The following is a 22,862-nucleotide window of genomic DNA, read 5'->3' as shown; positions in this document are numbered from 1 at the left end:
TGGTGTTGATGACGGCGAGGGTCCACCCGTTCCCATTCCGAACACGGAAGTTAAGCTCGCACGTGCTGACGATACTTGGCTGGTGACGGCCCGGGACAATAGGAGGATGCCAACACTTATATTCCTCAATAGCTCAGCCGGTAGAGCATGCGACTGTTAATCGCAGGGTCGTTGGTTCGAGTCCAACTTGGGGAGCCAATTTTAATGAATAAGCCGTCGTATTTAACGGCGGTTTTTTCTTGTTCGGGCCATTAGCTCAGTTGGTTAGAGCAACCGGCTCATAACCGGTCGGTCCAAGGTTCGAGTCCTTGATGGCCCACCACAACAAATAAATCCGAACCTTGTGCCGGTTGGCGAGGGGTTCGGATTTATTATTTTACTTTAAAATTTATCGCAAAAGCAGAAGGACAGGCGTTTATATCTATCTTTCTGCTTTTGCGGCATTATGAAGCTACAATCTGAATTGCATTTTCTCGAATCATATTAATTGTCTCCATCAAAGCGGTTCTGGTCTTTGAATCAAACAGTTTGATAAACCCAACCGGCTTGTCAAATGGCGGTTTTGTAAGATCCGCTATATTTTCCATGTACCCATTCAGTTCAATATGCTTGACGATTTTGTTTACAAAAGTAATCTGCTTTTGATTCAAGGACTGGTCATTGATGAAGGAGGAAAACGCCTGCATGGCCGCTTCATGATTCAGCTTGGCGATTTTGCGGATGAGCAAGCCAAAGGGCGTATCGCCGAACTCTCGTTTATAATCCTCTTTACTTCCCAATTCATTGGTCAACACTCGTTCCAGCTCCTGATAGTCTCCCATAGCTAGCGGAATGTTGTGGGTCAGCTTGTGAATCGCAAGAGTATGCCCGTGCTCGTTCACATAGCGGTTGACCTTGGCTCGATAATCCTCAAAATCATAGGCTGCATCCAGTTGAACGCTTTCTTGGCTGTCAATAATCGGATCAGTTAGTTTGGTGACAATACGCTTTTGCTCACCTCCATCTTCATCCAAAAAACGAATTAGATTACGCAGCTCTTTCCGTACCTTTTCAAACAGCAGAATATCATTGGCATCCCAGAAAGCATCGGTATGAATTTCCTCAAGTATCGGCAACTTTGCTTTGATTTGCGGAATGCTGGCCTTGCTTTCCAGCAGTACGGCCATATCGCACAATTGCTTTTTAGTATACTTGAAGGAAGACAACTGCTCAATATGAGCCAGTATCAGCCCATATATGAAGTTATCAAAACGCTTGGCAAACTCATCGGCCTCCTCTGAACGGACAAGCGGCGCAATCTGTTTCAGCAGCTCGCCTTTGTCTCCTTCACTGAGAGAAATAAAAGATTCCCGCTTTTTATACTTCTCCACAACCCGCATCCGCAATTTTACGGCAATCAGATCCGGGTTGAGGGCTGTAACCTGCTTGTGGCAGGTAGCAACCATCTCATTTCGCCACGCCTGGCAATCTTCGCCAGCAAAGGTACTTTCCTGTAACGCCATGATAATTTTGATCTGCTTGCCAAAAATATTTTCTGACAGCGTTTTTGTCTCTCTGGCCTCGTAGCCTTCCTTATGCTCCCGGAAATATTCAAAGTTTCCGCAGTAATCAAAAATTAAGAAACGGCGTTTGTCCGTGTATGGCCCATCGATCTGATCCACACAGGCCAACCCCTTGCACAAGCGGGTACCCCGGCCGATCATCTGCCAAAATTTTGCCTTGGAGCGCACTTTTTTGAAGAATACCAGATTCACCGCGTGCGGAACGTCGATACCGGTGTCCATCATATCCACAGACACTGCAACATGCGGTTCTTTTTCCGGCTGCTTGAAGCCATCAATAATCGTCTGCGCATAAGCATCATCGCAAATCACTCGCTGGGCGAATGTGCCACGATACTGCGAGTACAGCTTGTTGAACCGTTCCAAGATAAACTCTGCATGACACTTGTTCTGAGCAAAGATAATGGTTTTACCCAACCGGTCGCCGCCAGCGACTTTAATCCCGCGCTCCATCAAATCTTGCAGCACAATGTCAACAGTTGCTTCATTAAACACAAACTTGTTGAGCGCTGCAGAAGGAATAAACTCCGGCATCATGTCGTCTTCGACGAAGTCATCTTCGTAACGCTCTTTGTCCTCTTCGGACAGCTCGTCGTAGGTAATGCCCTCTTCGAGAAACTTGGTTTTGACCTCATAATTATAATACGGCACCAGCACATGATCTTGATACACGGCTGTTTCATAATCGTAAGCATAGGTGGGAACGCCGTGTTCCATTTCAAAAAAGTCGTAGGTGTTGCGGTCAACATCGGTTTTCGGCGTGGCGGTGAGGCCCACCATCATGGCGTCGAAATACTCGAAAATGGCCCGATACTTTTTGAATATGCTTCGGTGGCTTTCGTCAATGATAATCAAATCGAAATGCGCCGGGGTGAACAGCTGCCGCCCGTCCTTGGATTTGGCATCGTCGATGGCATTCAAGATGGTCGGATAGGTGGAAAACACGATGCGAGCATTCCGGTCGTCCTTGTTGGAGCATAGATTGCACAGGGACATATCGGGCAAATAGTTCTTAAAATCGTCCTTTGCCTGCTTTACCAGCGCGGTGCGGTCAGCCAGAAACAGAATGTTTGTCACCCATTTGCCCCGGCTGAGGACATCGGTTAGGCTGGATGCAGTCCTCGTTTTGCCGGTACCGGTAGCCATGACCAGCAGATGCTTGCGAAATCCCTGCTCGATTTGCCCGCAGACCGCCCGGATGGCTTCTTTCTGGTAATACCGGTCGGTGATTTTGTCGTCGATGGCAATGCCCATTAAATCCAGCCGCTCAGTACGGCGGTTCATCAGCTTTTGCAGGTCGTCCTTGCTGAAAATGCCGCTGACTTTTCGCGGAGGACTGCTCTGGTCGTCCCAGAAATACGTTTCAAAGCCGTTGGTGGTGAACATCATGGGGCGGCGGCCGAATTTCCGTTCCAGGCAATCCGCATACAAAGCCGCTTGCTTTCGCCCGATATTCGGGTCTTTGCCGCTGCGCTTGGCTTCCACCACTGCCAGCGGCAGGCCGTCTTTCCCAAAGAGGACATAGTCGCAGTACCCCATCTGGCCTACCACGCCAGCCATACCTTCTACAGCATACTCCTCCTGCACGTCTGCATCTGGGCCGGAGAATTTCCATCCCGTGAGTTTCATATCCACATCAATGTAGGTTTTGCGGGTTTGGAACTCGGAGAGATCCTCCGGCTGGAAGGTACGTTTCTGCCGGTGCTGTTCTTTCCCGGCTGTGTATTGTGCGGACATCTGCTCGACCTGTTTGCGCAGCGCCTCGATCTCCGCCTCTTTTTCATCCAGCAGGCTTTCCTGTTCCTTGATCCTTTTGGCGTCCACAGTTACCTTTTCAGTGGAAATCAAGCTTTCATCAAAGGCGCGTTCTTCATAGCCGGCGCCATAGCAGTAATCAATCCATTGGATGAACTCGAACAGTCCCCGCAGGGAGGCCAGGGCGTCGCTTTTTTGCACGCTCCGTTCCGTATGTACCGCCAGATTGCCCAGTTTGACGATGAAGGGCAGCTTGCCCCAAGTGTTGTAGTCTACGGCAAAACGGAAAGTAGGCTCGTGGATGAGGGACTGCAGGTTGTCCTTATAGGGCATTTTCATGGTGCTGTCCGCGGAATAGACCCACTTGACCGCCAACTCCAGCGCCTTGCGGCAGCCCACGGCACACATGGCCGGGGCGGTGGCATAGATTTTTTCGGCCTCCACGCAAGCCGGGGCAAAAAGGGCGTATTCGGGTTTGGATTGGAGAAAGGAGAAGTTAGTCATAATGTGTCACTCCCTTTCAATCGGGTTTCAATTTTCTGATGGATATCATCACATACATATCGAAAGCGGCAGTCTATATCACGATTTGAAAAACGAATAACCTTAATTCCATATTGCTGCAAAATAGCGGTGCGTTCATTGTCATAGGTAAGCCCCTGGTCTGTGTAGTGCTGGGAGCCGTCAATTTCTATTACCAATTTGGCGGCGTCGCAGTAAAAATCTACAATAAATCCTTCTATAGTTTTTTGGCGCTGGAAACGAACCGGATAATTGCGTAAAAAATCATACCACAGATGCTTTTCCTGCCGGGTTGCATTTTTGCGCAATTCCTTCGCCCGCGAAATAAGTTCTTTTCGATATGGCAAGGACATCTTGCTCATTCCCTTCGTTTTGTGGTGTGTTTTTGATTGGGGGTGTGCTCCCTCCGGCCCTCCGTGCCACCTCCCTCAAAGAGGGAGGCTTATAGGCCCCCTCTTTGAGGGGGCAGCCGGTCGCGGACCGGCTGGGGGAGTTATCCAAAATATTCCTGCATCAGCGCCTTTTTCAGTATTTCCAGCTTTTCAAGGCTGTGGCTGATGGTGGTTTTTGATTTTTCGGTTTGTTCGATAAAAGCTGCAAATTGATTTTGCAATGCCATTGGTGGAACATAAATTGACGTTGTATTTATTTTTGATAAAAGCAAATTAGGCTGTGCAGATGCACTTTCGACTTTATACATGGTTTCATTTACTCTATAACAGTACTTTAAGAATACAGGATTAATCAATTCACTTTTCACTTTGAGTAATGCTACACTTTTTTGTAATAATGTGTGTTGTGCTCTGAAATCACAAGCTATTGCTGATTTTCCAATAGTCGCACCTGTATTTACGATTAATAAATCCCCAATTTCTAAATTGCACCGTTTGTAATCTTTTTCAAATTCATCAATAGCTATTTCCGGTGCAGTTTCATAATGCACAGTATCGTCAAATATTTCCCTAGCACCAACAAAATATCTCCCCGATCCTAATTGCGGAGTACATCCTCCATGCTTTCCATCTGTTATCTTTCTACATAAATTTTTGAGTATATCATATTTGAATTTCTGCGAAGGATGTGATAACGTCCCAAACATCTCAACAAACCTGGCCTTGACCATCTCATCCAGCTTTTCCAGCTGCTGGCGGCGTTTGGCAATTAGGCCGCTGACCTTATCCAGCACCGCCGCAATTTTGCGTTGTTTGTCAAGGGGCGGCAAGTAAAAAGGCAAAGCATCAAATACAGGTTTGGTCAGATGTTTCATAGTTGCGCCATGCGCCGATGATGCTGCTTTTTCAAGAATGTTTTCAACTTGATGGACAAAGAAGCTTTTAGAAATATCGGTCTTATCAAATACCACTTTGAAAATATGCTGATTTAGTAGTGCTTTTTCTCCATGCCAAATATATACCCCTAAACTTGCCGACCATGAGATTAATACATCGCCATCGTTCACTTCATACTTAGGTGCATACTCACCATTGTATCTATTTGCTTGATACGAGTTACCTGTTAAATCTTGAATACGGATAATAGGTAATCCTGTATCAGACCAATCTTCTGGCTTAAAAGCATAGCCATTGATATATGTTGCAACATCTCCCAACCTCGCCATCACAGCATCTCCTCCAGCTCCGCCAGGCCTGCGGTGATCTCCGTTTCCAGCGCGTGCAGCTCTGCCATGATTTCGGCGGTCGAGGGGTACTCCACCGGCACATAGTCCACCTTTTTGTACTTGTTGATGGAAAGGTCATAGTCGTTGCCGGCAATCTCCTGTTTTGGCACAAAAAAGCTCTGCTCGGTGCGCTGGCGGCCGGTCTCTTTGTCCAGATTATGGAACCGCTCGATGATGTCGGGAATGTCGTTCTCCGGCACCTCGCTGCGCTTGTCGTCCAGAGAAAAGCCGTCGGCCTTCATGTCGTAAAACCATACGTTTTCCGTGCCGCCCGCGCCGGTTTTCGTAAACACCAGCACCGCTGTGGACACGCCCGCATAGGGCTTGAACACGCCGGAGGGCATGGAGATTACCGCACGCAGCTGATGGTTCTCCACCAATTCCCTGCGGATGGATTTGTGCGCTTTGGATGAGCCAAACAGCACGCCGTCCGGTACGATGCAGGCACATTGGCCGCCCTTTTTCAGCATCCGCAAAAACAAGGCCAGAAACAGCAGCTCGGTCTTTTTTGTGTTGGTGACAGCTTTCAGGTTGTCGTTGATGCTTTCGGCGTCCACAGTACCCTTAAAGGGAGGGTTCGCCAGACAGATGGTGAACTTGTCGCTGATCGGGTTCTGCTTGGAAACGCTGTCCTTGTAGTCGATGTCCGGGTGGCTGATGGAGTGCAGCATCAGGTTCATGGCAGAGATGCGCAGCATGGTGCGGTCGGTGTCAAAGCCGGTGAAAGCGTCCCCGGCGAAATGTTCCCACTGTTCGCTGGCCATGGTACCCTCGTAGTGCCTCCGGATATATTCTGAAGCAGACACCAGAAATCCCGCCGTGCCGCAGGCCGGGTCGCAGATGGTATCGTCCGGGGTGGGCTGCAGCAGCTCCACCATCATTTCCCGGATGTGCTTGGGGGTGCGGAACTGGCCGTTCCGCCCGGCAGTGGCTAGCTTGTCCAGCATATACTCATACAAATCGCCCTGCATATCCAGGCCGGCAATGTCATGCTCATACAAATCGTCCAGCCCGGTGATGATCTTTTGCAGCACCTGGGGCGTGGGGATCAGAAACATGGCGTCGCTCATGTAGCGTGCAAAGGCCGTTTCGTTCTGCATGCCGCTGCCCGAATCGCCGGCGGCTTCGATCAGCTCGCCCTGCTCGGTGAAGTCCGGCAGATGTCCGTGCTTCATATTTTTAACAGCAGGAAATACCCGCTGGGAAATCACGTCAAAAATATCGCGGGGGTCGTTATTTTTGAATTTGCTCCAGCGCATGGCCTGCCCCATACGAGACTGGGGAAAGATCTTGTCCATTTTCTCGCCGGTCATGTTCTCAAATTCTTCTGTTTCCAGTTCTTTTTCATCTAACGAACGGATGAACATCAGATAGGTCAGCTGCTCAATTACCGTCAAAGGATTGGTAATGCCGCCCGCCCAGATGTCCGTCCAGATTTTTTCCACTTTATTTTTAATCGCGCCTGTAATCATGCGTTTTTTCCTCCATTTGCTTCATCTGTAACAAACTCCATCACGTCGCCAATATTACAGTTCAATACTTTGCAGATTTTTTCCATGCTATCCATAGAAACCGGTTCGCCTTTACTCAGACGCGCCAAAACATTGGTGCTGATGTTTGCACGGCGCATCATATCGGTTTTACTCATTCCGAGATCAATGAGCTTTTTCCAAAGGAGATTGTAACTGATTGCCATTGTCTGCCTCCTGAATTTTCCTAATCCCAGTATAATACAACCCAATTAAAAAGACAAACAAATTTCACGAAATCGTGACGACGAAAGAAGAGCAAAGCTGGTTGGCTATCCAAGCAATTCAAATTCAACAGGTATAGATGGTTCCATATAAAAACAACCGGCTTATCTCGTTGCCAATTTACCCTCTCCGGCGCATAATCCCGGAGAGCAAGTTTAATTATGCCGCACTAGCTCAAATTAATAGTAAAACAAAATTACACTGTTAAGCATTGTAAATTTTAGGGCAAGGCTTGGAGTATTGCTTTAATAATATTTGTGACATATAGGCGGCGCTCCTATTGCTCAAGGAACAGCGGTGAAGATAAAGCAGACCTTGTACATTGGATTTGACGATACAATTTCCCTTGTGCCTCCTTTGTTTTATATGTGAGGGTACAGAGGCTTCAGGGGAAATATGGTAAAAGAAAAGAAGGCCCCAAAAGGGTGAGGCCTTCTCTATGTGGAAGCCTATTGGATTTTATGCCGTCAGCAGCCTAAAACGAGGAACTGCCGGTAGCGGTGGCAACGACCTGAGCGCCAAACGGAGCGGCGTCAGCGGCTCCGGGAATCGTTGCGCCGGTTAGGACTTGGCAGGTAACGGTTAATTCCCCACTGGCGCCGCGCCGGACAGCTTCTTCCCGAGCGGCACGGCAGGCCGCTTCCTGAGCCGCCGCAACGGTTTCCTGGTAATCCTCGGAGCTGAAGTTTATGCCGGGGCCTTGAGCAAAATATACGTCTGGGCTTTCCAGGTTTCCTTCCTAGTGAATTTCAACGGCCGCCGTGGCAGATATCTCGGCGACAATAGCTCCCAGCGCGTTGGCAACCGGGGCGCTCTCAGGAATAATACAGTCGGTACCCAATGCGCGGGCGACCTCCCCAAGAAATATATGCGTGGGGGCGCCAATGCCGACGAGTACGGCGGAGGTTTTAAAGAGGCAGTTTAAAAGCGCGTTTCCGCCGTTTCTTTCCGTCCAGCATTTTTCAAGCAGCCTATGAATTCCGTGAAGCTCATGCTCAGAAAGATTTGGCAGTTCATTTTCCAACAGCATTTGGGAGATATGGAAAAAGAGATTTTTGCGAATACATTCGTATATGGATTCACAGAGCTCTTCTACAGAGCCGCCCGTACGGCGGGTTAGATATTCAGCAGACAGTTGGGCTGTTTTGATATCGAAGGCGCTGTAATCGCCGCGGATATGCATAACGTCGGTTGGCGTAAAGGCACAGCGCATGAGAACAAAATCCGCTTCCAGCCGCTGTGTGTCCAGCTGGTACAAATCTATACCGACAGCTTCAGCCAGCTGATCGACCCGTATCGCCCGCGTTCCTACAATTTTACAGATTTTCTGCTCGCGTTCGCTGTAGCTGTTGTCTGCCGGTAATTCGCGCAAGCAGACAATAAATTCGTTGAGATAATGGGAGGGGTTGCGCTCCGTCTGTAATAGCTCCGCCAATTCATCCCGGATATTATCCCAGCGGGAGGCGGCGACGCACAGCGGAATGGCGCGTTGGGGGCCAACCTGCGGCCGGCCCATCGCATCGATATGGATGAGGCTGTCTCCACCCAGGCCAAAGGTATGGATGGAAACAGATTTGACAAATGTGCTCCATTTCCCGATTTGGACCCCCTCTGAAACCTTAACGGGGACACCGCCTCTGACAATGGCGATGTCGCTGGTGGTACCTCCCATATCCACCAGTACGCAGTCATTTTTTTCCGCAAGCCGCATACCGCCGATGACACTGGCCGCAGGACCGCTGAGAATAGTCTCAACGGGATGCTCCTTTGCAAAGGATTCGGACATCAGGCTGCCGTCGCTGCGTACAGTCACTACAGGGGCGTGTATGTTTTTGCGGCCGGTTACCTTTTGCATGGCAGCCAGAAAATCCTGAATCACAGGCATGAGCCGCGCATTCAAAAGGGTGCTGGAGCCACGCTTGATGTAATTTAAATCCCAAAACAGGTCATGGCCGCACACGGTGTGCAGCCCGGTCAGCTCAGAAATAATTTCCTTGGCCTTCAGCTCAAGAGAAGGGTTCCGTATGCCCTGGCAGCAGACAACGGCGGCACAGTCACAACCGCTGAGAAAGGAAGCGCAGTCCCGGCGGAACAAGTCCCAATCGGGCTCCTGCTCTACCTCGCCGCGTGCGTTGATGCTGCCGTCCAGAAAATAGAGCTCGTCAGCGGACGGAAGGCCATAGCGGCCCCCGGTCTGCGCGACGATATTGCGATCCCCGCCAATAAAAATGAGTTTAGCCCGTCCGCCCTTATCCTCAACGCAGGCGTTTGTAGCCAGGGTTGTGGAAAGAGAGACCAGGGCGGCCTCGCTAAGCTGCTCCGGCGGCAGCTGTTCTAAGGCAGCCGATATTCCAATGGAAAGATCCTGTTTGGTGGTAAGCGCTTTAGCGCTGGCAATAATCTTTTTGCGCTCCATATCATAGAGGACGGCATCCGTGCAAGTACCGCCTGTATCAACGCCTAATCCGATCTTCATGAGTAAGATGCTCCTTTTTAACAAATATTATTTATTATATAGATTTTAGTGGATTGTTGCTTGCAATATCATGCGAAATATGGAATTTTATCGTGAAGCTTTTCGCGAGGTCCTTTCATAAAAAGAAAAAACGGCCATTGTGCCTTTTGGGCCTAGGCCTGCATGGAATGAAGGCTTGTGTTATTTGACTTGAAGAGCGTGCCATACTTTGTTATAATAGAATTAAATATTGTCGGGAAAAGGAGTTTTAAGATGGCGAAGGTAACATTGCTGGCTTATACGCCGGCGCCGGAGAAAACAGTAGCAATGGCGGCTAAGCTCTGCTATTCGGCTTCCGGGATTGAGACAATAGCGGAGGGGCTCTCAGAGGATAAGGCGGCTTCTTTTGTCGATATGTTGGCGGAAATCGGGCATGAAAGCCCAATTGAACACGCCAGCTTTACCTTCGGCATCGAAAATGTTTCGCGTTCTTTTTTGGCGCAGATCACACGGCACCGCATCGCCTCCTTTAGTGTTCAGAGCCAGCGCTATGTTGCTGAAAAAAATTTTGATTTCATCCTGCCGCCGGAGATTGAGGCAGAGCCTGAGGCCAAAGCGGTTTTCTTACAGGCGATGGAAGAGGACTGCCGTCATTATGAGAAAATAACAGAGATTCTCAAGCAGAAGTATAAGCGGGCGTTTTTGCACCAGGGAAAAAGTGAGAAGCAGGCGGAACGTGCCGCTGAGAAAAAGGCCATTGAAGATGCGCGCTTTGTCCTGCCCAATGCCTGTGAAACAAAAATGGTGTGCACGTTTAACGCGCGTTCCCTGCTTAACTTTTTCTCCCACCGCTGCTGCAACCGCGCACAATGGGAGATCCGTGAGGTTGCGACACAGATGCTGCTTTTAGTGCGCGAGGTTGCGCCTCACATCTTTGCCCATGCGGGCCCGCCCTGCCTGCGCGGCGCGTGCCCGGAAGGAAAGATGTCATGCGGGCGGGCGGAGGAGGTCCGCAAAAGCTTTTTAAAGGATGTGGAGAAAAAATGAGCGGGAGAATCCTTTCCCTGGAGGGGCTTGACGGCAGTGGAAAGACGACCCAGGCCGATGCGCTTTGCCGTGTGCTCACGGAACGGGGCCTGCCATACCGGCGTATAAAATTTCCGGATTATAGCGACCCTTCCTCCACATTGGTAAAGATGTATTTAGCGGGCGAACTGGGCGGGCAGGCAGATGCTGTCAACGCCTATGCGGCGTCGTCTTTCTATGCGGTGGACCGCTTTGCCAGCTTTGTGCGCTACTGGCAGTCGGATTATCTTCAAGGGACACACATGGTGACGGACCGCTATGTTACATCTAATTTTATTTATCAAATGCCGAAGCTTCCCCGTGCCGAGTGGGAAAGCTATATCTGCTGGTTACAGGATTATGAATATGAAAAGCTAGGCCTGCCGCGGCCTGATAGAGTTCTTTTTTTCGACATGCCGATCGAAGTGTCCCAAGAGCTGTTGACAAAACGTTATGAGGGGCATGAGGAAAAAAAGGATCTCCATGAAAAAGACAGGGAATATCTGAAGAAGTGCCGTGAATGCGCGCTCTATACGGCGGAGCGTTTAGGCTGGGCGGTTATAAATTGTGTAGAAAATGACCATCCTAAAACGATTGCTTCTATTCACGGAGAAGTGCTGGAAAGGACATCCGGCCTATTTTAATTTGCGCATAGGCCGGCGGAGGAAGGTTTACATGATAGAATTTCCAAGCTGGAGCGAACGGGCTGAATTGTCCCGGTTATGGCAGCTCGCCTTTGACGACCAACCGCGGGCGGTGCGCTTTTTCTTTCAGAACAGGTTCCGCCCGGAGGACTGCCTGGTGTACAGAAGGGATGGGAAAATTGCCGCTGCGCTCTACCTGCTTCCGGCCTCGCTGAAAATTGCCGGGATAGCCTATCGGGCCCATTATATTTATGCGGCGGCAACGCTGCCGGAATACCGGGGCAGAGGGTATATGGCTGCCCTGCTGGAAGCTGCGGGACAAAAGGGCTGGGCGAGAGGAGAGGCCTACTCAGCGGTTCTGCCAGCAACGGAGCCGCTTTATCGCTTCTATGCGAAAGCGGGTTATGTCCTTTATTATAAGGTTGTTCAGGTTGCCTTTACAAAGCAGGAGTTATCGGACCTGACGGTAGCCGTTCATCTGGAAAACAGAGAATGGCTGTTGCCAGATTTCAAACGTTTAGCGGCAACAAGAAATGCCCGGCTTACGAACCGGGAGGGTTCCTTACAATGGGATGGAGACGCTTTGGCTTATGCCGCCGGTTATTCCCGCGTTTTCGGTGGGAATATTTTGACCCTGCAAAATCATGGGCGCATGGACTATGCGCTGTATGAGATGGCTGGGGAGGATTGCATGGTGACAGAGTTGATGTCGGAGGGGGATGGGTACCTCCGTTTCGGGGCGGAGCTGCTGAGGCGGGCGCCGGCGGCCGCCTACCATTTTCGCTTACCAGCAGGCGGGGATTTTTTAGGCAAGAACGGAGTAGCCGAAAACGCCGGCATGCTCCGCCCGCTTGGAAATCAGCCGCCGCTTCAGGCCCCGCTTACCGGTCCGGCCCCTTATTTGGGGCTGGCGCTATCATAATCTCGGCAATGTAAGGAGAAAATGATTTTAGCCTGGTTATTCAGAAAGGAGAACGCGCATTGATTTATGTATTTTTGGCAGAGGGCTTTGAAGAGGTAGAAGCCCTGACACCGGTGGATGTACTGCGCCGCGCTGGCTGTGCCGTGCAAACGGTCGGCATCGGCGGCCGGGTCGTCCGCGGTTCACACGGCATTGCCGTACAAGCGGACATAACGGATGATGAGGCAAGGCTCGACGATATCGAAATGGCGGTTCTGCCCGGCGGGATGCCCGGCGCGCTGAACCTGGAGCGGTCTCCTGTAGTACAGCGGGCATTGGAGCAGTGCCTGGCGCATGGAAAATATCTGGCGGCAATCTGCGCGGCGCCCTTTATCCTCGGACATAAGGGGGTTCTGTCGGGGAAGAAGGCGACCTGCTACCCTGGCTTTGAAAAGGAACTGAAAGGGGCTCGGGTAACAGGGGCCCAGACAGAGGTGGACGGTAGCATTATCACCGGGCGCGGCCCGGGCGCGGCGATGGCGTTTGCATTGACGCTTGTAAAAATTCTCGTGAACCAGGAAAAAGCCGAGGAACTGGCAGCGGCAATGTGTTTATTAAAATAGAAATGAGCCAAAGGAAACTATGAACGGAAAACGAAATATTAAAGAGTGGAAAAAAAATCTGAGGGCCCGGCATCGGCAGACAAGGGAGCGAATGGACCCTAAGAAAAAGCTCCAGTGGGATGCCGCGATAGAGAACCGGCTTTTTGCACTGCCGGAGTACCGAAGGGCAGATATCCTTTTTACCTATGTGAGCAAAGCGATTGAGGTAGACACCTTCGGTATCATTCGCAGGGCGTTGGCAGATGGCAAAGCGGTCGCAGTGCCTAGATGCGTTCCCGGTACCTTTGAAATGGAGTTTTATTATATCCGTTCCCCGCAGGAGTTGGAGAAAGGGGCGTTTGGTGTGCTGGAGCCCATTCCCGAGTCCTCGCGGAAAGTGGAGAAAGAGACCGGTGGCCTGTGCGTGGTTCCCGGGCTCGCGTTTGATTCCAACGGGTTCCGGCTTGGCTATGGCAAGGGGTATTACGACCGCTTTTTGTCCGGATTTCATGGCGTTACCGCCGGAATCTGTTATAATAGCTGTGTACAATGGGAATTGCCGCATGGCTATTTTGACAGGCCCGTCGATATACTGGTGACGGAACGCTACCTGCGCCGGATTGCCGTTCGTAAGCCCGGGGCGCATGCCTGTAAGTGATAGCCTTGTGGTTTTGCCGCCCGGAAAAGTAGCGGATATTGTTTTAACCGGCCAATTAGGGGCTGGACATCAATTAAAGTTAAGGACGACAGGAGGCCGGAATATGGATGAACATAATAAGGGGTCCATTTCAGACGAAGAGCTTCAGCGCAAACTCTATGAAAAGAGGGTCAAAAATTTTTCCTTAAACCTAACGGATAATTCCATGGAGGAACCGCCCGCGGAGGCAGATGACTCCGCCCTCAACAGCTACAGCGACCCGCGGGAAAAGGAGTTGGGGGAAAGACAGGCCCCGGCGCAAAGCAAGGAAACCCAAAAAAGGCTTAAAAAGGCGGCGAAACGGCGTAATAAGGAAAAGAGCCGGGGAAACCGGCGCTTTTTCAGATTGGTCTGGCTGGTTATGGTAGTGCTGGTGTCCATCATTGCAGGGCGCTATATGGTAGACGGCGTCAATGATATGCTGGCGGTAGGACGTTCTTCTGTTGATGTGTCTTTCACGGTGGAGGAAGACGATACAACCGCTAAAATAGCCCAAAAGCTGAAGGACGGCGGCCTGATTAATAATGAGAGCTTTTTTAAGCTCTATGCCACACTGACGAAGGCGGGCGACACTTATACGGCGGGAACGTTTGAACTGAATACTTCTATGGATTACCAGGCGATTATCAGCGAGCTTCAAACGCCCAGATCCACGCGAGAGCAAGTGTTTGTCACCATTCCGGAGGGGATGGGGGTTCTGGAACTGGCCGGTTTACTGGAGGAGAAGGGCGTCTGCAAGGCTGCGGATGTGCTGGAGCTTTGTAAAAGCCGGGATTTTGACGGCGATTTCGAACTGCTGGCACAGATACCTGCGGAGAGTGAACGGCCTTACCACCTGGAGGGCTACCTGTTCCCGGACTCCTATTATTTCTATAAGGACCAGGATGTAACCAGCGTTGTTAAAAAGCTGCTTCGCAATACAAACGATAAGCTGACAAAGGCACTGCGCGATCAGATTGCCGAGACGGGCATGTCCCTGGATGACTTTCTGACCCTCGCCTCCATCGTGCAGCGTGAGTCCGCTGACGATGAGGACATGTACCTGGTCGCCTCTGTTCTGCTGAATCGTCTAAACAATGTTGGCTACCAGAATATCTATACGCTGGACTGCGACTCAACGCAGTATTATCCTTACCGTTCACCGGCTGCGATACCGGATGATTTAAAGGATTCCTTCGAGCCGCTGGAGGCGTATAATACCTACAGAAACAGGGGGTTGCCACCTGGCCCAATCTGTACGCCGAGTATGGCTGCCATTGAGGCGTTGCTGGACCCGGCAAAAACAAACTATTATTATTTCTGCCATAACCCGGAGACACAAGAGGCCTATTATGCAACGACGGCAGCACAACACAGTGTTAATATGCAGAAGGCGGGGCTGCGTTGATGAGGCCGGAGCTGTTGGCCCCTGCTGGGGATATGGAATGCTTGCAGGCAGCGCTGCGTTACGGCGCGGATGCCGTCTATCTTTCCGGTAAAAATTTTGGCATGCGCAGTTCTCCCGCTAATTTTGGCACAGAAGAGCTACAGCAGGCTGTACAACAGGCACACACGCGGGGGGTGCGGGTCTATGTAACCTGCAATATTATTCCGCATAGCCATGAACTGGAGCCCTTGTCGGCGTTTATCAAAGAAGCGGCGGTAGCCGGTGTGGACGCATTTATCATTGCGGATGTCGGCGTGCTGCGGCTTGCAAAAAAATATGCCCCTCAGGTGGATGTGCATATATCCACGCAGGCCGGTGTGGCCAATTACGCCGCCGCCCGCATGTTTTATGAGCTGGGGGCCTCCAGGGTCGTACTGGCCAGGGAGCTGGCTCTCGAGGAGATTGCACAGCTTCGGGCTAAGACGCCGCCGGCTCTGGAAATTGAAGCCTTTGTCCATGGCGCTATGTGCATGAGCTTTTCTGGCCGATGCCTGCTCTCCAATTATATGGTGGGGCGGGATGCCAATCACGGGGACTGCGCACAGCCGTGCCGTTGGAGATACGCCCTGATGGAGGAGAAGCGCCCGGGGCAGTATTTTCCCATCCTTGAAGACGAACGGGGAAGCTATATTTTAAATTCCCGCGACCTTTGCATGGTCGGACATATCCCGGAGCTGCTTCAGGCAGGCGTTACCAGTCTGAAAATTGAAGGCAGGGCAAAGGCTGCTTATTATACGGCAGTGGTTACCAACGCTTACCGTGCGGCGCTGGACGCTGCACTCTGTGGTGAGGCGCTTCCGTGCTGGGTGGAAGACGAAGTGGAAAAAGTCAGCCACCGTGCTTATCATACCGGTTTTTATATGGGGGATGAGCCGGGCCAGGAAACGGAGACCGGCGGCTATATCCGCGACTGGGAGGTTGCGGCAGTCTGTGTCGGCCACTGTGCGGATTCAGCGGTGCTGTTACAGAGAAACCGTTTCTTCAAGGGGGAAACACTGGAGGTGCTGGAGCCTGGCCGGCCTCCTTTCTCATTGGTGGCGGATCATATGACCGATATAGACGGAAATCCGCTGGAGTCGGCGTGTCATGCGGCTATGACGGTGCTGCTTCATACGGATGCGGAACTGAAGGAGGGGGCTTATCTTCGCCGTAGGCGGGTTTAATGTTAGCGCCGTAATTGGATGAATGAAAAATAATAAAACCGGCAATGCTTTACAAAGAGGCATTGCCGGTTTTTTATTTCAGAGTCCATTGAAACATATTCTAAAGAAACAAAGCAGGAAAAGAATTGCCGTCTCAAATAACTGTGCTTGTTAACGGCTTCATTTCGCAACGAAATCGTTCTCCGGCTCGGGGAGCTCACCGGCAGCTACACTTCCAGTTTATCCACGAAGCTTTTTAAAAGGAAAAGGAGGAGTCCCATGGCGGATAGACGTACCGTCTCGGTCTTTATGTTATTGATCACCGGGCTGTTTATATGTGTTTTCAGTGTTTTTGGTATTTCGAACGGCACACAGCTTGCTGAAGCGGCAGAACGGCAGAGCAGCTACCGGCTGAAGGTAGCCGCTACCCGGGGCACTATTTATGACTGCCGTATGCTTCCCATTACCGGGGAGGCGGAATCCTATGTCGCGGCAATATCGCCATCAGTGGAGGCTGCCGCTGCGTTGAGTGAAAATCTACCCGCGGAACGCTTTTCCGCCATCTATCCGTCCCTGCAAAAGGGGGTTCCCTTTGCTATACGGCTGGATGAGCGGATCGAGGCACAGGGCATACTGCTTTTTCCCGCGCCTTATCGATATTCCGATCAGTCACTGGCGTGCCATACCATCGGCTATTTAGATGGCTCCGGCGAGGGGGTTGCCGGTATTGAAAAAGCCTTTAACGATGTCCTCACCGAAAATCAGGGAAAGGTTTCCATTCAATATGTGGTGGATGCATTGAACCGGCCGTTGGGCGGCGATGAGGGCCGGGTGACGGACACCTCTTACCTGGGAAAATCCGGGGTGGTGCTGACGCTGGACAAACGGATTCAGCAGATTGCCGAGGAGGTGGCGGAAAAACATTTGGACCAGGCTGCCGTCCTCGTCGCGGAGATTCCATCCTGCAAATTGAGGGCGGTCGTCAGCTTGCCGGGGTTTGATCCCGCGAATGTTGCAGAGGCCCTGCAAGGGGAAAATTCACCCCTGATGAACCGCGCGTTTTCGGCCTATAATGTGGGCTCTGTATTTAAGCTGGTTTCAGCGGCAGCAGCGTTAGAGAGCGGAATTCCCCCGAATTACTCCTATGTCTGTGAGGGTGAAATTGAAGTGGATGGCAGCATGTTTCACTGCTATAATGAGGAGGCGCACGGGCAGGAAACCATGAGTACCGCCATTGCACATTCCTGTAATACCTACTTTATTAATTTAATGCAGCAGGTACCCGAAGAAAAATTTTTGAAAATGGCAGAGGCCTTTGGTTTTGGCAGCAGCTGTGAGCTTGCTCCGGGTCTTTTTTCGGTAAAAGGGACACTGCCTTCGCTGCGTACCTTGTCGGCAAGAAAGGCGCTGGCCAATTTCTCATTTGGGCAGGGGGAATTGACGGCAACACCGCTGCAAATTACGGCCATGATCAATACCATTGCATCAGGCGGTACCTATACACAGCCACAGCTATGGGAGGGGACTGTCGATGCGGGCTTGCAGTATACAAGACGGAATACCGGCGGCTTTACCCGGCAGATTATCAGTGAGGAAACCGCCGGATACCTGAAACAGTTTATGAAGGAGTCTGTAGAAACCGGAACCAGCCGCCGTGCCAAGCCGGCACATGCCGGCGCTGGTGCGAAGACTGCAACAGCGCAGACCGGGCGGGAAACAGATGGGGTCGAGGAGGTGCAATCCTGGTTTGCCGGCTTTTACCCATATGAGAACCCTCAATATGTCATTACGGTTTTTGCGGAGGGAGGCACAGGCGGCGGCACTACCTGCGGCCCTGTATTTAAGGAGATTGCAGATGAAATTTATGAAAAAATAGGCATATAAGGCGGTTTTATTTGACTTTTTTTAAAGCTGAGTATATAATAAAAACAATAGGTTAACTGCGATGAAGGGCTTCAGTTATGAATCCGGTTCCCAAGAGAGAGTCTGGTTGCTGGAAGGACTTGTTCCGGTTCACAAACGTGCCGGCCCGGAGCTGTCAGCGATGAGCTGTACCGTTTCCCGCGTTAAGGGAGCGCGGGTTGTCCCGCGGATGAGCGGCGCTGTTTTTCGGCGCAATTTGGGTGGTACCACGGACTCTTTCCGTCCCATAGAGGGGCGGGGGGAGTTTTTATTTTGCCGAATTTAACGGAAAGGCGAGGTGACAAGGAGGCTTTGCCGTACGCGCACGGCGGCCTCTGTAAAAATGATTGTGGACTTTACCAGAAAACTGGAGAATTATGCGAAGTTGCTGGTAAAAATCGGGGCCAATGTGCAGCCAGGGCAAGAGGTTGTGCTGCAATGCCCGGTAGAAAAAGCGGATTTTGCCCGCCTGGTGACAGAGCAGGCCTATCGAGCCGGGGCCAGAGAGGTGGTCCTTCATTGGCGGGACGAAAAATCGAACCGGATTCGTTTCGACTGCGCGCCGCTGGAGGTTTTTGAGGAGGTTCCCGGCTGGAGGGCGGAGTCGCTGAACTACTATGCGCGCCGTGGGGCGGCGTTTATCAATGTGATTTCAGAGGATCCTGAAATATACAAGGGCGTTTCCCCAGAAAAGCTGCTGGCAAATACAAAGGCAACGGACAAGGCCTTTACCGAGTATTACCAGAGGTTTGACGACGGCAGCAACCAATGGACGATTGGCGCCGTTCCCAACTGCGAATGGGCGCGGAAGGTGTTTCCCGGCTGTGAAGGCTGGGTGGCGGAGGAAAAGCTGTGGTCGCTGATTTTTCGTACGGTTCGCATCGACCGCGAGGACCCGGTAGCGGCGTGGCAGGAACATTGCCGGCAGTTGGCAGACCGGGCAGCTTGGTTGAACAGCAGAAAATTCAGGTCGCTGCACTATACCAATTCATTGGGAACAGACCTGGTGATCGGGCTGCCTGAGGGCCATATCTGGCTCAGCGGCGCGGAGCGGTCCCGCAGCGGCGTCTTATTCGTAGCCAATCTGCCCACGGAGGAGGTCTTTACCATGCCCAGCAACGTCCAAGTGAATGGGCGTGTGGTTTCGGCGATGCCGCTGTCCTACCAGGGCGCGCTGATTGACCGGTTCAGCCTGACCTTTGAAAAAGGCCGGGTGACATCCTTTGAGGCTGCGGAGGGCCATGCGGTCCTGCAGCGGCTGCTGGATACGGACGAGGGTTCCCGCCGCTTGGGCGAGGTTGCGTTGGTGCCCTACCATTCGCCTATTTCTCAAGAACATATTCTGTTTTATAACACGCTGTTTGACGAAAACGCCTCCTGCCATCTGGCGCTTGGACAGAGCTACCCCAACACGCTGGAAGGCGGTGTGGACAATACCAGGGAGGAGCTTGCACAGCGGGGCGGAAACGACTCAATCAACCATGTGGACTTCATGGTCGGCACAAAGGATCTGCGCATCACAGGAGTGGATGGCAGCGGCTCAGAAACAGTGGTTTTTGACAATGGCGACTGGGCGGTTTGAGGCGGTAAAACTGAAATTACCCACCGGCAGTTAACAACCAGGATGGATTTTGAAAGGAGATTATTGATATGCAATGGACAGGGCTCAATGAGCTGCGGGAAAAATTTCTCTCATTTTTTGAAAGCAAGGGGCATTTGCGGATGCCGAGCGCCTCGCTGATCCCGAAGGATGACAACAGCCTGCTGCTGATTAACTCGGGTATGGCGCCGCTGAAAAAATATTTTACCGGTGAGGTCACGCCGCCCAGCAGGCGCGTCACCACCTGCCAGAAGTGTATCCGCACACCGGACATCGAGCGTGTGGGCATTACAGCGCGGCATGGTACTTTCTTTGAGATGTTGGGGAATTTCTCCTTCGGCGATTATTTTAAGCATGAGGCCATCGCCTGGGCTTGGGAGTTTTGCACAAAAGTGCTGGAGTTGCCAGAGGAAAAGCTCTGGGTGACCATTTATTTGGATGACGATGAGGCCTTTGACATCTGGACGAAGGAAATCGGCGTTTCTCCGGAGAGAATTGTCCGTCTGGGTAAGGAGGACAATTTCTGGGAACACGGCAGCGGCCCCTGCGGCCCTTGTTCTGAGATTCATTTTGACCGCGGTGAAAAATACGGCTGCGGAAAGCCGTCTTGTGGACCGGGCTGCGATTGCGACCGTTATACGGAATTTTGGAATGTGGTGTTCTCGCAGTTTGACAGCGACGGAAAGGGCAATTATCCGCCGATGGAACACCCCAACATTGATACCGGCATGGGGCTGGAACGCTTGGCCTGCATTATGCAGGGAGTGGACAACCTGTTCCTGGTTGACACCATGCAAAGCATTATGAAGCACATCTGCCGCATTGCAGGAGTACAATACGGCGAGGATGAGAAAAAGGATATTTCTTTGCGTGTCATAACCGACCATGTCCGCTCCACGACGTTTATGATTGGCGACGGTGTTATGCCTAGTAATGAAGGGCGCGGCTATGTGCTGCGCCGCCTGCTGCGCCGTGCCGCCCGCCATGGCCGCCTGCTCGGTATTGGCCGTCCCTTCCTCTCTGAGGTTGCCCAGACGGTAATACAGGAGAATAAAGATGCTTACCCGGAGCTTGAGGAGAAAAAGGCGATGATTACCCGCCTGATCTCCGTAGAGGAAGAAAGCTTTGCCAGAACCATTGACCAGGGAATGCAGCTGCTTGCCGGCGTGCTGGATAAAAATGAAAGCCGGGTGGTATCCGGTCAGGACGCCTTCCTGCTCAACGATACCTACGGTTTCCCGTTGGATCTAACCAAGGAGATTGCAGCGGAACGAGGAATGACGGTGGACGAGGAGGAGTTTCACCGGCTGATGCAGGCGCAGAAAGACCGCGCACGTGCTGCGCGGAAAAATGCAGGCGCGGATGCATGGGCGGGAGAAGCTGATGCTCTGGACGGCCTGCCCGAAACAGATTTTGTGGGCTATGACCGGCTTGAAACGCCGGCTGCCCTTTTAGGCATACTCAAAAACGGCGAACGTGTAAGCACAGCGGCGGCGGGGGATGAGATCGCGCTGGTCCTGGACCACACAGCCCTTTATGCGGAGAGCGGCGGACAGGTTGGCGATATGGGGCTGGTTTTCAACGACAAGGCCCGGGCTGAAATTGATACCGTACAAAAGACCGCCTCCAAGGTGTTTTTACATCATGGCCGGATTACGCAGGGCACGCTGACGGTTGGCGACGCTGTGAACGTAGAAAATGAATCGGCCCGCCACCTGTCGATTATGCGCAACCACACGGGCGCGCATCTATTGCAGGCCGCGCTGCGCGAGGTATTGGGCGCGCACGTGGAACAGGCCGGCCAACTGGTGGACGATGCGTTTGTGCGCTTTGACTTTACACATTTTTCAGCGCTTACGGCGGAGGAGCTTCAGCGTGTAGAGGCTCTTGTCAACAATGTGATTCTGGAAGATATTCCGGTGGAATGCCGCGAGATGCCGATTGACGAGGCGAGAAAGCTCGGCGCAATGGCGCTCTTTGGTGAAAAGTACGGCGATATTGTCCGCGTGGTTTCTGTGGGGGATTTCTCCAGGGAATTTTGCGGCGGTACACATGTGGACCGTACTGGAAAGCTAGGGTTATTCAAGATCATCTCCGAGTCCTCGGTAGCGGCAGGCGTGCGGCGCATTTCCGCCGTTACAGGCTTAAATACGCTGCGGCTGTTCAATGAAACCAACGCGTTGCTTCATAACGCCTGTGCGGTCCTGAAGGTCAACAATATCGAAGAATTGCCGGGACGTGCGGAGCAAGTGCTGGCTGAAAGCAAAGAAAAGGACAGCGCGATTCAGGCGTTGAGCGATAAAATGGCGGTGGCCCGTCTGGGCGGATTGCTGGAGCGGGCCGAGACGCTGGGGAGTCTTCAGGTACTGGCAGCACAGCTGCCGGATGCGGATCCCTCTACCCTGCGTACCATGTGTGACCGGATTCGGGAGCAAAGCGAATCCATGGTCGCTGTTCTGGCCTGTGTCAATGGCGAGAAAGCCAATATTGCGGTTTGCGTTGGCAAACAGGCGCTGGCGGCCGGCCTGAATGCGGGGAAGATTGTCCGCGAAGTCGCTAAGCTTGCGGGTGGCAGCGGCGGCGGCCGGCCTGAATTTGCCATGGCGGGCGCTAAAGACACCGCGAAATTACAGGAGGCGCTGGCGGCTGCTAAGGAAATCATTGCAGCCATAGTAAAATAATTCCTTGTACGCAGAAGGGCTTTGCGCTATAATAAAAAGTAACCAGTCGGCTGCTTTTACCGCCGAGCGGGCAGTAGAAGCAGCCGAAGCAGGGAACTCGGTTGCACCTTAAGCCGAAAGGAGGGGAAAAGGATTGGACTGTATATTTGCAAATCGCCTCAGGGGATATTCCCAGTCGGAAGGCATATGAGGACGAGCTAGTGCTGGCGTTCTATGATCTGGAGCCCCAGGCGCCTGAGCATATTTTAATCATCCCCAAAGATCATATTGCTTCCCCGGCGGAGATTACGGCGGATAATTCCGCGCTGGTAGCCCATATTTTTGAGGTTGCCGCCCAGCTTGCCAAGGAGAAAAATTGGCAAAATGGCTTCCGCGTTGTGACGAACAGCGGGAAGGACGGCGGGCAGACTGTGCCGCACCTTCATTTTCATCTGCTCGCAGGGCGGGCAATGGGATGGCCGCCGGGCTAATGCATT

17 protein-coding genes, 2 tRNA genes and 1 rRNA gene are annotated in these 22,862 nt (G+C 52.0%); 14 read left to right on the top strand and 6 right to left on the bottom strand.

Translation table 11 applies throughout. The features are described from left to right. From rrf to DPQ25_RS07600, 3 genes are all read left to right on the top strand, one after another. Positions 1 to 115 (top strand): 5S ribosomal RNA (gene rrf, locus DPQ25_RS07610); the annotation flags it as partial. A gap of 7 nt (positions 116 to 122) precedes the next feature. Then, positions 123 to 198 (top strand) — tRNA-Asn (locus DPQ25_RS07605). Positions 199 to 245: 47 nt separating this feature from the next. Continuing rightward, a tRNA-Ile gene (locus DPQ25_RS07600) sits at positions 246 to 322 on the top strand. Between the two features lie 121 nt (positions 323 to 443). On the opposite strand, the gene DPQ25_RS07595 is transcribed toward DPQ25_RS07600, so the two are convergent. The 6 genes from DPQ25_RS07595 to DPQ25_RS07570 all read right to left on the bottom strand — a co-directional run bounded on the left by DPQ25_RS07595 (position 444) and on the right by DPQ25_RS07570 (position 9,747). Next, complete coding sequence (locus DPQ25_RS07595; RefSeq protein ID WP_112332564.1) at positions 444 to 3,821, bottom strand: DEAD/DEAH box helicase family protein; 3,378 nt, start codon at positions 3,819 to 3,821, stop codon at positions 444 to 446. Beyond that, a complete protein-coding gene (locus DPQ25_RS07590) occupies positions 3,818 to 4,192 on the bottom strand; it encodes an endonuclease domain-containing protein (RefSeq protein ID WP_112332563.1) in 375 nt (124 codons plus the stop codon). Before DPQ25_RS07590 ends, DPQ25_RS07595 begins: the two co-directional genes overlap by 4 nt. Before the next feature lie 140 nt (positions 4,193 to 4,332). Continuing rightward, the gene (locus tag DPQ25_RS07585) at positions 4,333 to 5,457 is read right to left on the bottom strand and encodes a restriction endonuclease subunit S (RefSeq protein WP_112332562.1); all 1,125 of its coding nucleotides are present in this window, start codon (positions 5,455 to 5,457) and stop codon (positions 4,333 to 4,335) included. Next, the gene (locus DPQ25_RS07580) at positions 5,457 to 6,989 is read right to left on the bottom strand and encodes a class I SAM-dependent DNA methyltransferase (protein WP_112332561.1); all 1,533 of its coding nucleotides are present in this window, start codon (positions 6,987 to 6,989) and stop codon (positions 5,457 to 5,459) included. Before DPQ25_RS07580 ends, DPQ25_RS07585 begins: the two co-directional genes overlap by 1 nt. After that, positions 6,986 to 7,213, bottom strand: coding sequence for a helix-turn-helix domain-containing protein (locus DPQ25_RS07575; protein WP_112332560.1), 228 nt, complete (start codon positions 7,211 to 7,213; stop codon positions 6,986 to 6,988). Before DPQ25_RS07575 ends, DPQ25_RS07580 begins: the two co-directional genes overlap by 4 nt. A gap of 797 nt (positions 7,214 to 8,010) precedes the next feature. Continuing rightward, a complete protein-coding gene (locus DPQ25_RS07570; protein WP_112332559.1) occupies positions 8,011 to 9,747 on the bottom strand; it encodes a hydantoinase/oxoprolinase family protein in 1,737 nt (578 codons plus the stop codon). A gap of 252 nt (positions 9,748 to 9,999) precedes the next feature. Between DPQ25_RS07570 and thyX the strand changes: the two genes are divergently transcribed. From thyX to DPQ25_RS07510, 11 genes are all read left to right on the top strand, one after another. Further along, complete coding sequence (gene thyX, locus DPQ25_RS07565; protein WP_112332558.1) at positions 10,000 to 10,773, top strand: FAD-dependent thymidylate synthase; 774 nt, start codon at positions 10,000 to 10,002, stop codon at positions 10,771 to 10,773. After that, the gene (locus DPQ25_RS07560; protein WP_112332557.1) at positions 10,770 to 11,435 is read left to right on the top strand and encodes a dTMP kinase; all 666 of its coding nucleotides are present in this window, start codon (positions 10,770 to 10,772) and stop codon (positions 11,433 to 11,435) included. The genes thyX and DPQ25_RS07560 overlap by 4 nt, the downstream gene beginning before the upstream one ends. Positions 11,436 to 11,466: 31 nt before the next feature. Continuing rightward, positions 11,467 to 12,357 (top strand): GNAT family N-acetyltransferase, encoded by an 891-nt coding sequence (locus DPQ25_RS07555; RefSeq protein WP_177576923.1) that lies wholly within the window; start codon positions 11,467 to 11,469, stop codon positions 12,355 to 12,357. 59 nt (positions 12,358 to 12,416) lie between these two features. Then, positions 12,417 to 12,959 carry a DJ-1 family glyoxalase III gene (locus DPQ25_RS07550; RefSeq protein ID WP_112332555.1) on the top strand — a complete coding sequence of 181 codons (543 nt, stop codon included), beginning with the start codon at positions 12,417 to 12,419 and terminating at the stop codon, positions 12,957 to 12,959. Between the two features lie 19 nt (positions 12,960 to 12,978). Next, on the top strand, positions 12,979 to 13,596 hold the full coding sequence (locus DPQ25_RS07545) for a 5-formyltetrahydrofolate cyclo-ligase (protein WP_112332554.1): 618 nt from the start codon (positions 12,979 to 12,981) through the stop codon (positions 13,594 to 13,596). Between the two features lie 103 nt (positions 13,597 to 13,699). Next, complete coding sequence (mltG, locus tag DPQ25_RS07540; RefSeq protein WP_177576921.1) at positions 13,700 to 15,022, top strand: endolytic transglycosylase MltG; 1,323 nt, start codon at positions 13,700 to 13,702, stop codon at positions 15,020 to 15,022. After that, a complete protein-coding gene (locus DPQ25_RS07535) occupies positions 15,022 to 16,224 on the top strand; it encodes a peptidase U32 family protein (RefSeq protein ID WP_112332552.1) in 1,203 nt (400 codons plus the stop codon). Before mltG ends, DPQ25_RS07535 begins: the two co-directional genes overlap by 1 nt. 258 nt (positions 16,225 to 16,482) lie before the next feature. Next, positions 16,483 to 18,087: a peptidoglycan D,D-transpeptidase FtsI family protein gene (locus DPQ25_RS07530; protein WP_242978258.1), complete on the top strand. Its 1,605-nt coding sequence runs from the start codon at positions 16,483 to 16,485 to the stop codon at positions 18,085 to 18,087. A 316-nt stretch (positions 18,088 to 18,403) separates the two neighbouring features. Continuing rightward, complete coding sequence (locus tag DPQ25_RS07520) at positions 18,404 to 19,687, top strand: aminopeptidase (protein ID WP_330409849.1); 1,284 nt, start codon at positions 18,404 to 18,406, stop codon at positions 19,685 to 19,687. A gap of 68 nt (positions 19,688 to 19,755) precedes the next feature. Continuing rightward, on the top strand, positions 19,756 to 22,386 hold the full coding sequence (gene alaS, locus DPQ25_RS07515; RefSeq protein WP_112332550.1) for an alanine--tRNA ligase: 2,631 nt from the start codon (positions 19,756 to 19,758) through the stop codon (positions 22,384 to 22,386). A 146-nt stretch (positions 22,387 to 22,532) separates the two neighbouring features. Next, positions 22,533 to 22,856 carry a histidine triad nucleotide-binding protein gene (locus DPQ25_RS07510; protein ID WP_242978257.1) on the top strand — a complete coding sequence of 108 codons (324 nt, stop codon included), beginning with the start codon at positions 22,533 to 22,535 and terminating at the stop codon, positions 22,854 to 22,856. Positions 22,857 to 22,862: the final 6 nt, after the last annotated feature.

Source organism: Hydrogeniiclostridium mannosilyticum, assembly GCF_003268275.1.
Classification (GTDB): domain Bacteria; phylum Bacillota; class Clostridia; order Oscillospirales; family Acutalibacteraceae; genus Hydrogeniiclostridium; species Hydrogeniiclostridium mannosilyticum.
The sequence above is the reverse complement of the archived record's forward strand: the minus strand, read 5'-3'. Positions and strand labels throughout refer to the sequence as shown.

Coding starts and splice junctions, on each gene's coding strand:
- alaS (WP_112332550.1), top strand. CDS start 19,756: ATGCAATGGACAGGGCTCAATGAGCTGCGGGAAAAATTTCTCTCATTT.
- DPQ25_RS07590 (WP_112332563.1), bottom strand. CDS start 4,192: ATGTCCTTGCCATATCGAAAAGAACTTATTTCGCGGGCGAAGGAATTG.
- DPQ25_RS07555 (WP_177576923.1), top strand. CDS start 11,467: ATGATAGAATTTCCAAGCTGGAGCGAACGGGCTGAATTGTCCCGGTTA.
- thyX (WP_112332558.1), top strand. CDS start 10,000: ATGGCGAAGGTAACATTGCTGGCTTATACGCCGGCGCCGGAGAAAACA.
- DPQ25_RS07535 (WP_112332552.1), top strand. CDS start 15,022: ATGAGGCCGGAGCTGTTGGCCCCTGCTGGGGATATGGAATGCTTGCAG.
- DPQ25_RS07595 (WP_112332564.1), bottom strand. CDS start 3,821: ATGACTAACTTCTCCTTTCTCCAATCCAAACCCGAATACGCCCTTTTT.
- DPQ25_RS07580 (WP_112332561.1), bottom strand. CDS start 6,989: ATGATTACAGGCGCGATTAAAAATAAAGTGGAAAAAATCTGGACGGAC.
- DPQ25_RS07570 (WP_112332559.1), bottom strand. CDS start 9,747: ATGAAGATCGGATTAGGCGTTGATACAGGCGGTACTTGCACGGATGCC.
- mltG (WP_177576921.1), top strand. CDS start 13,700: ATGGATGAACATAATAAGGGGTCCATTTCAGACGAAGAGCTTCAGCGC.
- DPQ25_RS07575 (WP_112332560.1), bottom strand. CDS start 7,213: ATGGCAATCAGTTACAATCTCCTTTGGAAAAAGCTCATTGATCTCGGA.
- DPQ25_RS07530 (WP_242978258.1), top strand. CDS start 16,483: ATGGCGGATAGACGTACCGTCTCGGTCTTTATGTTATTGATCACCGGG.
- DPQ25_RS07560 (WP_112332557.1), top strand. CDS start 10,770: ATGAGCGGGAGAATCCTTTCCCTGGAGGGGCTTGACGGCAGTGGAAAG.
- DPQ25_RS07545 (WP_112332554.1), top strand. CDS start 12,979: ATGAACGGAAAACGAAATATTAAAGAGTGGAAAAAAAATCTGAGGGCC.
- DPQ25_RS07585 (WP_112332562.1), bottom strand. CDS start 5,457: ATGGCGAGGTTGGGAGATGTTGCAACATATATCAATGGCTATGCTTTT.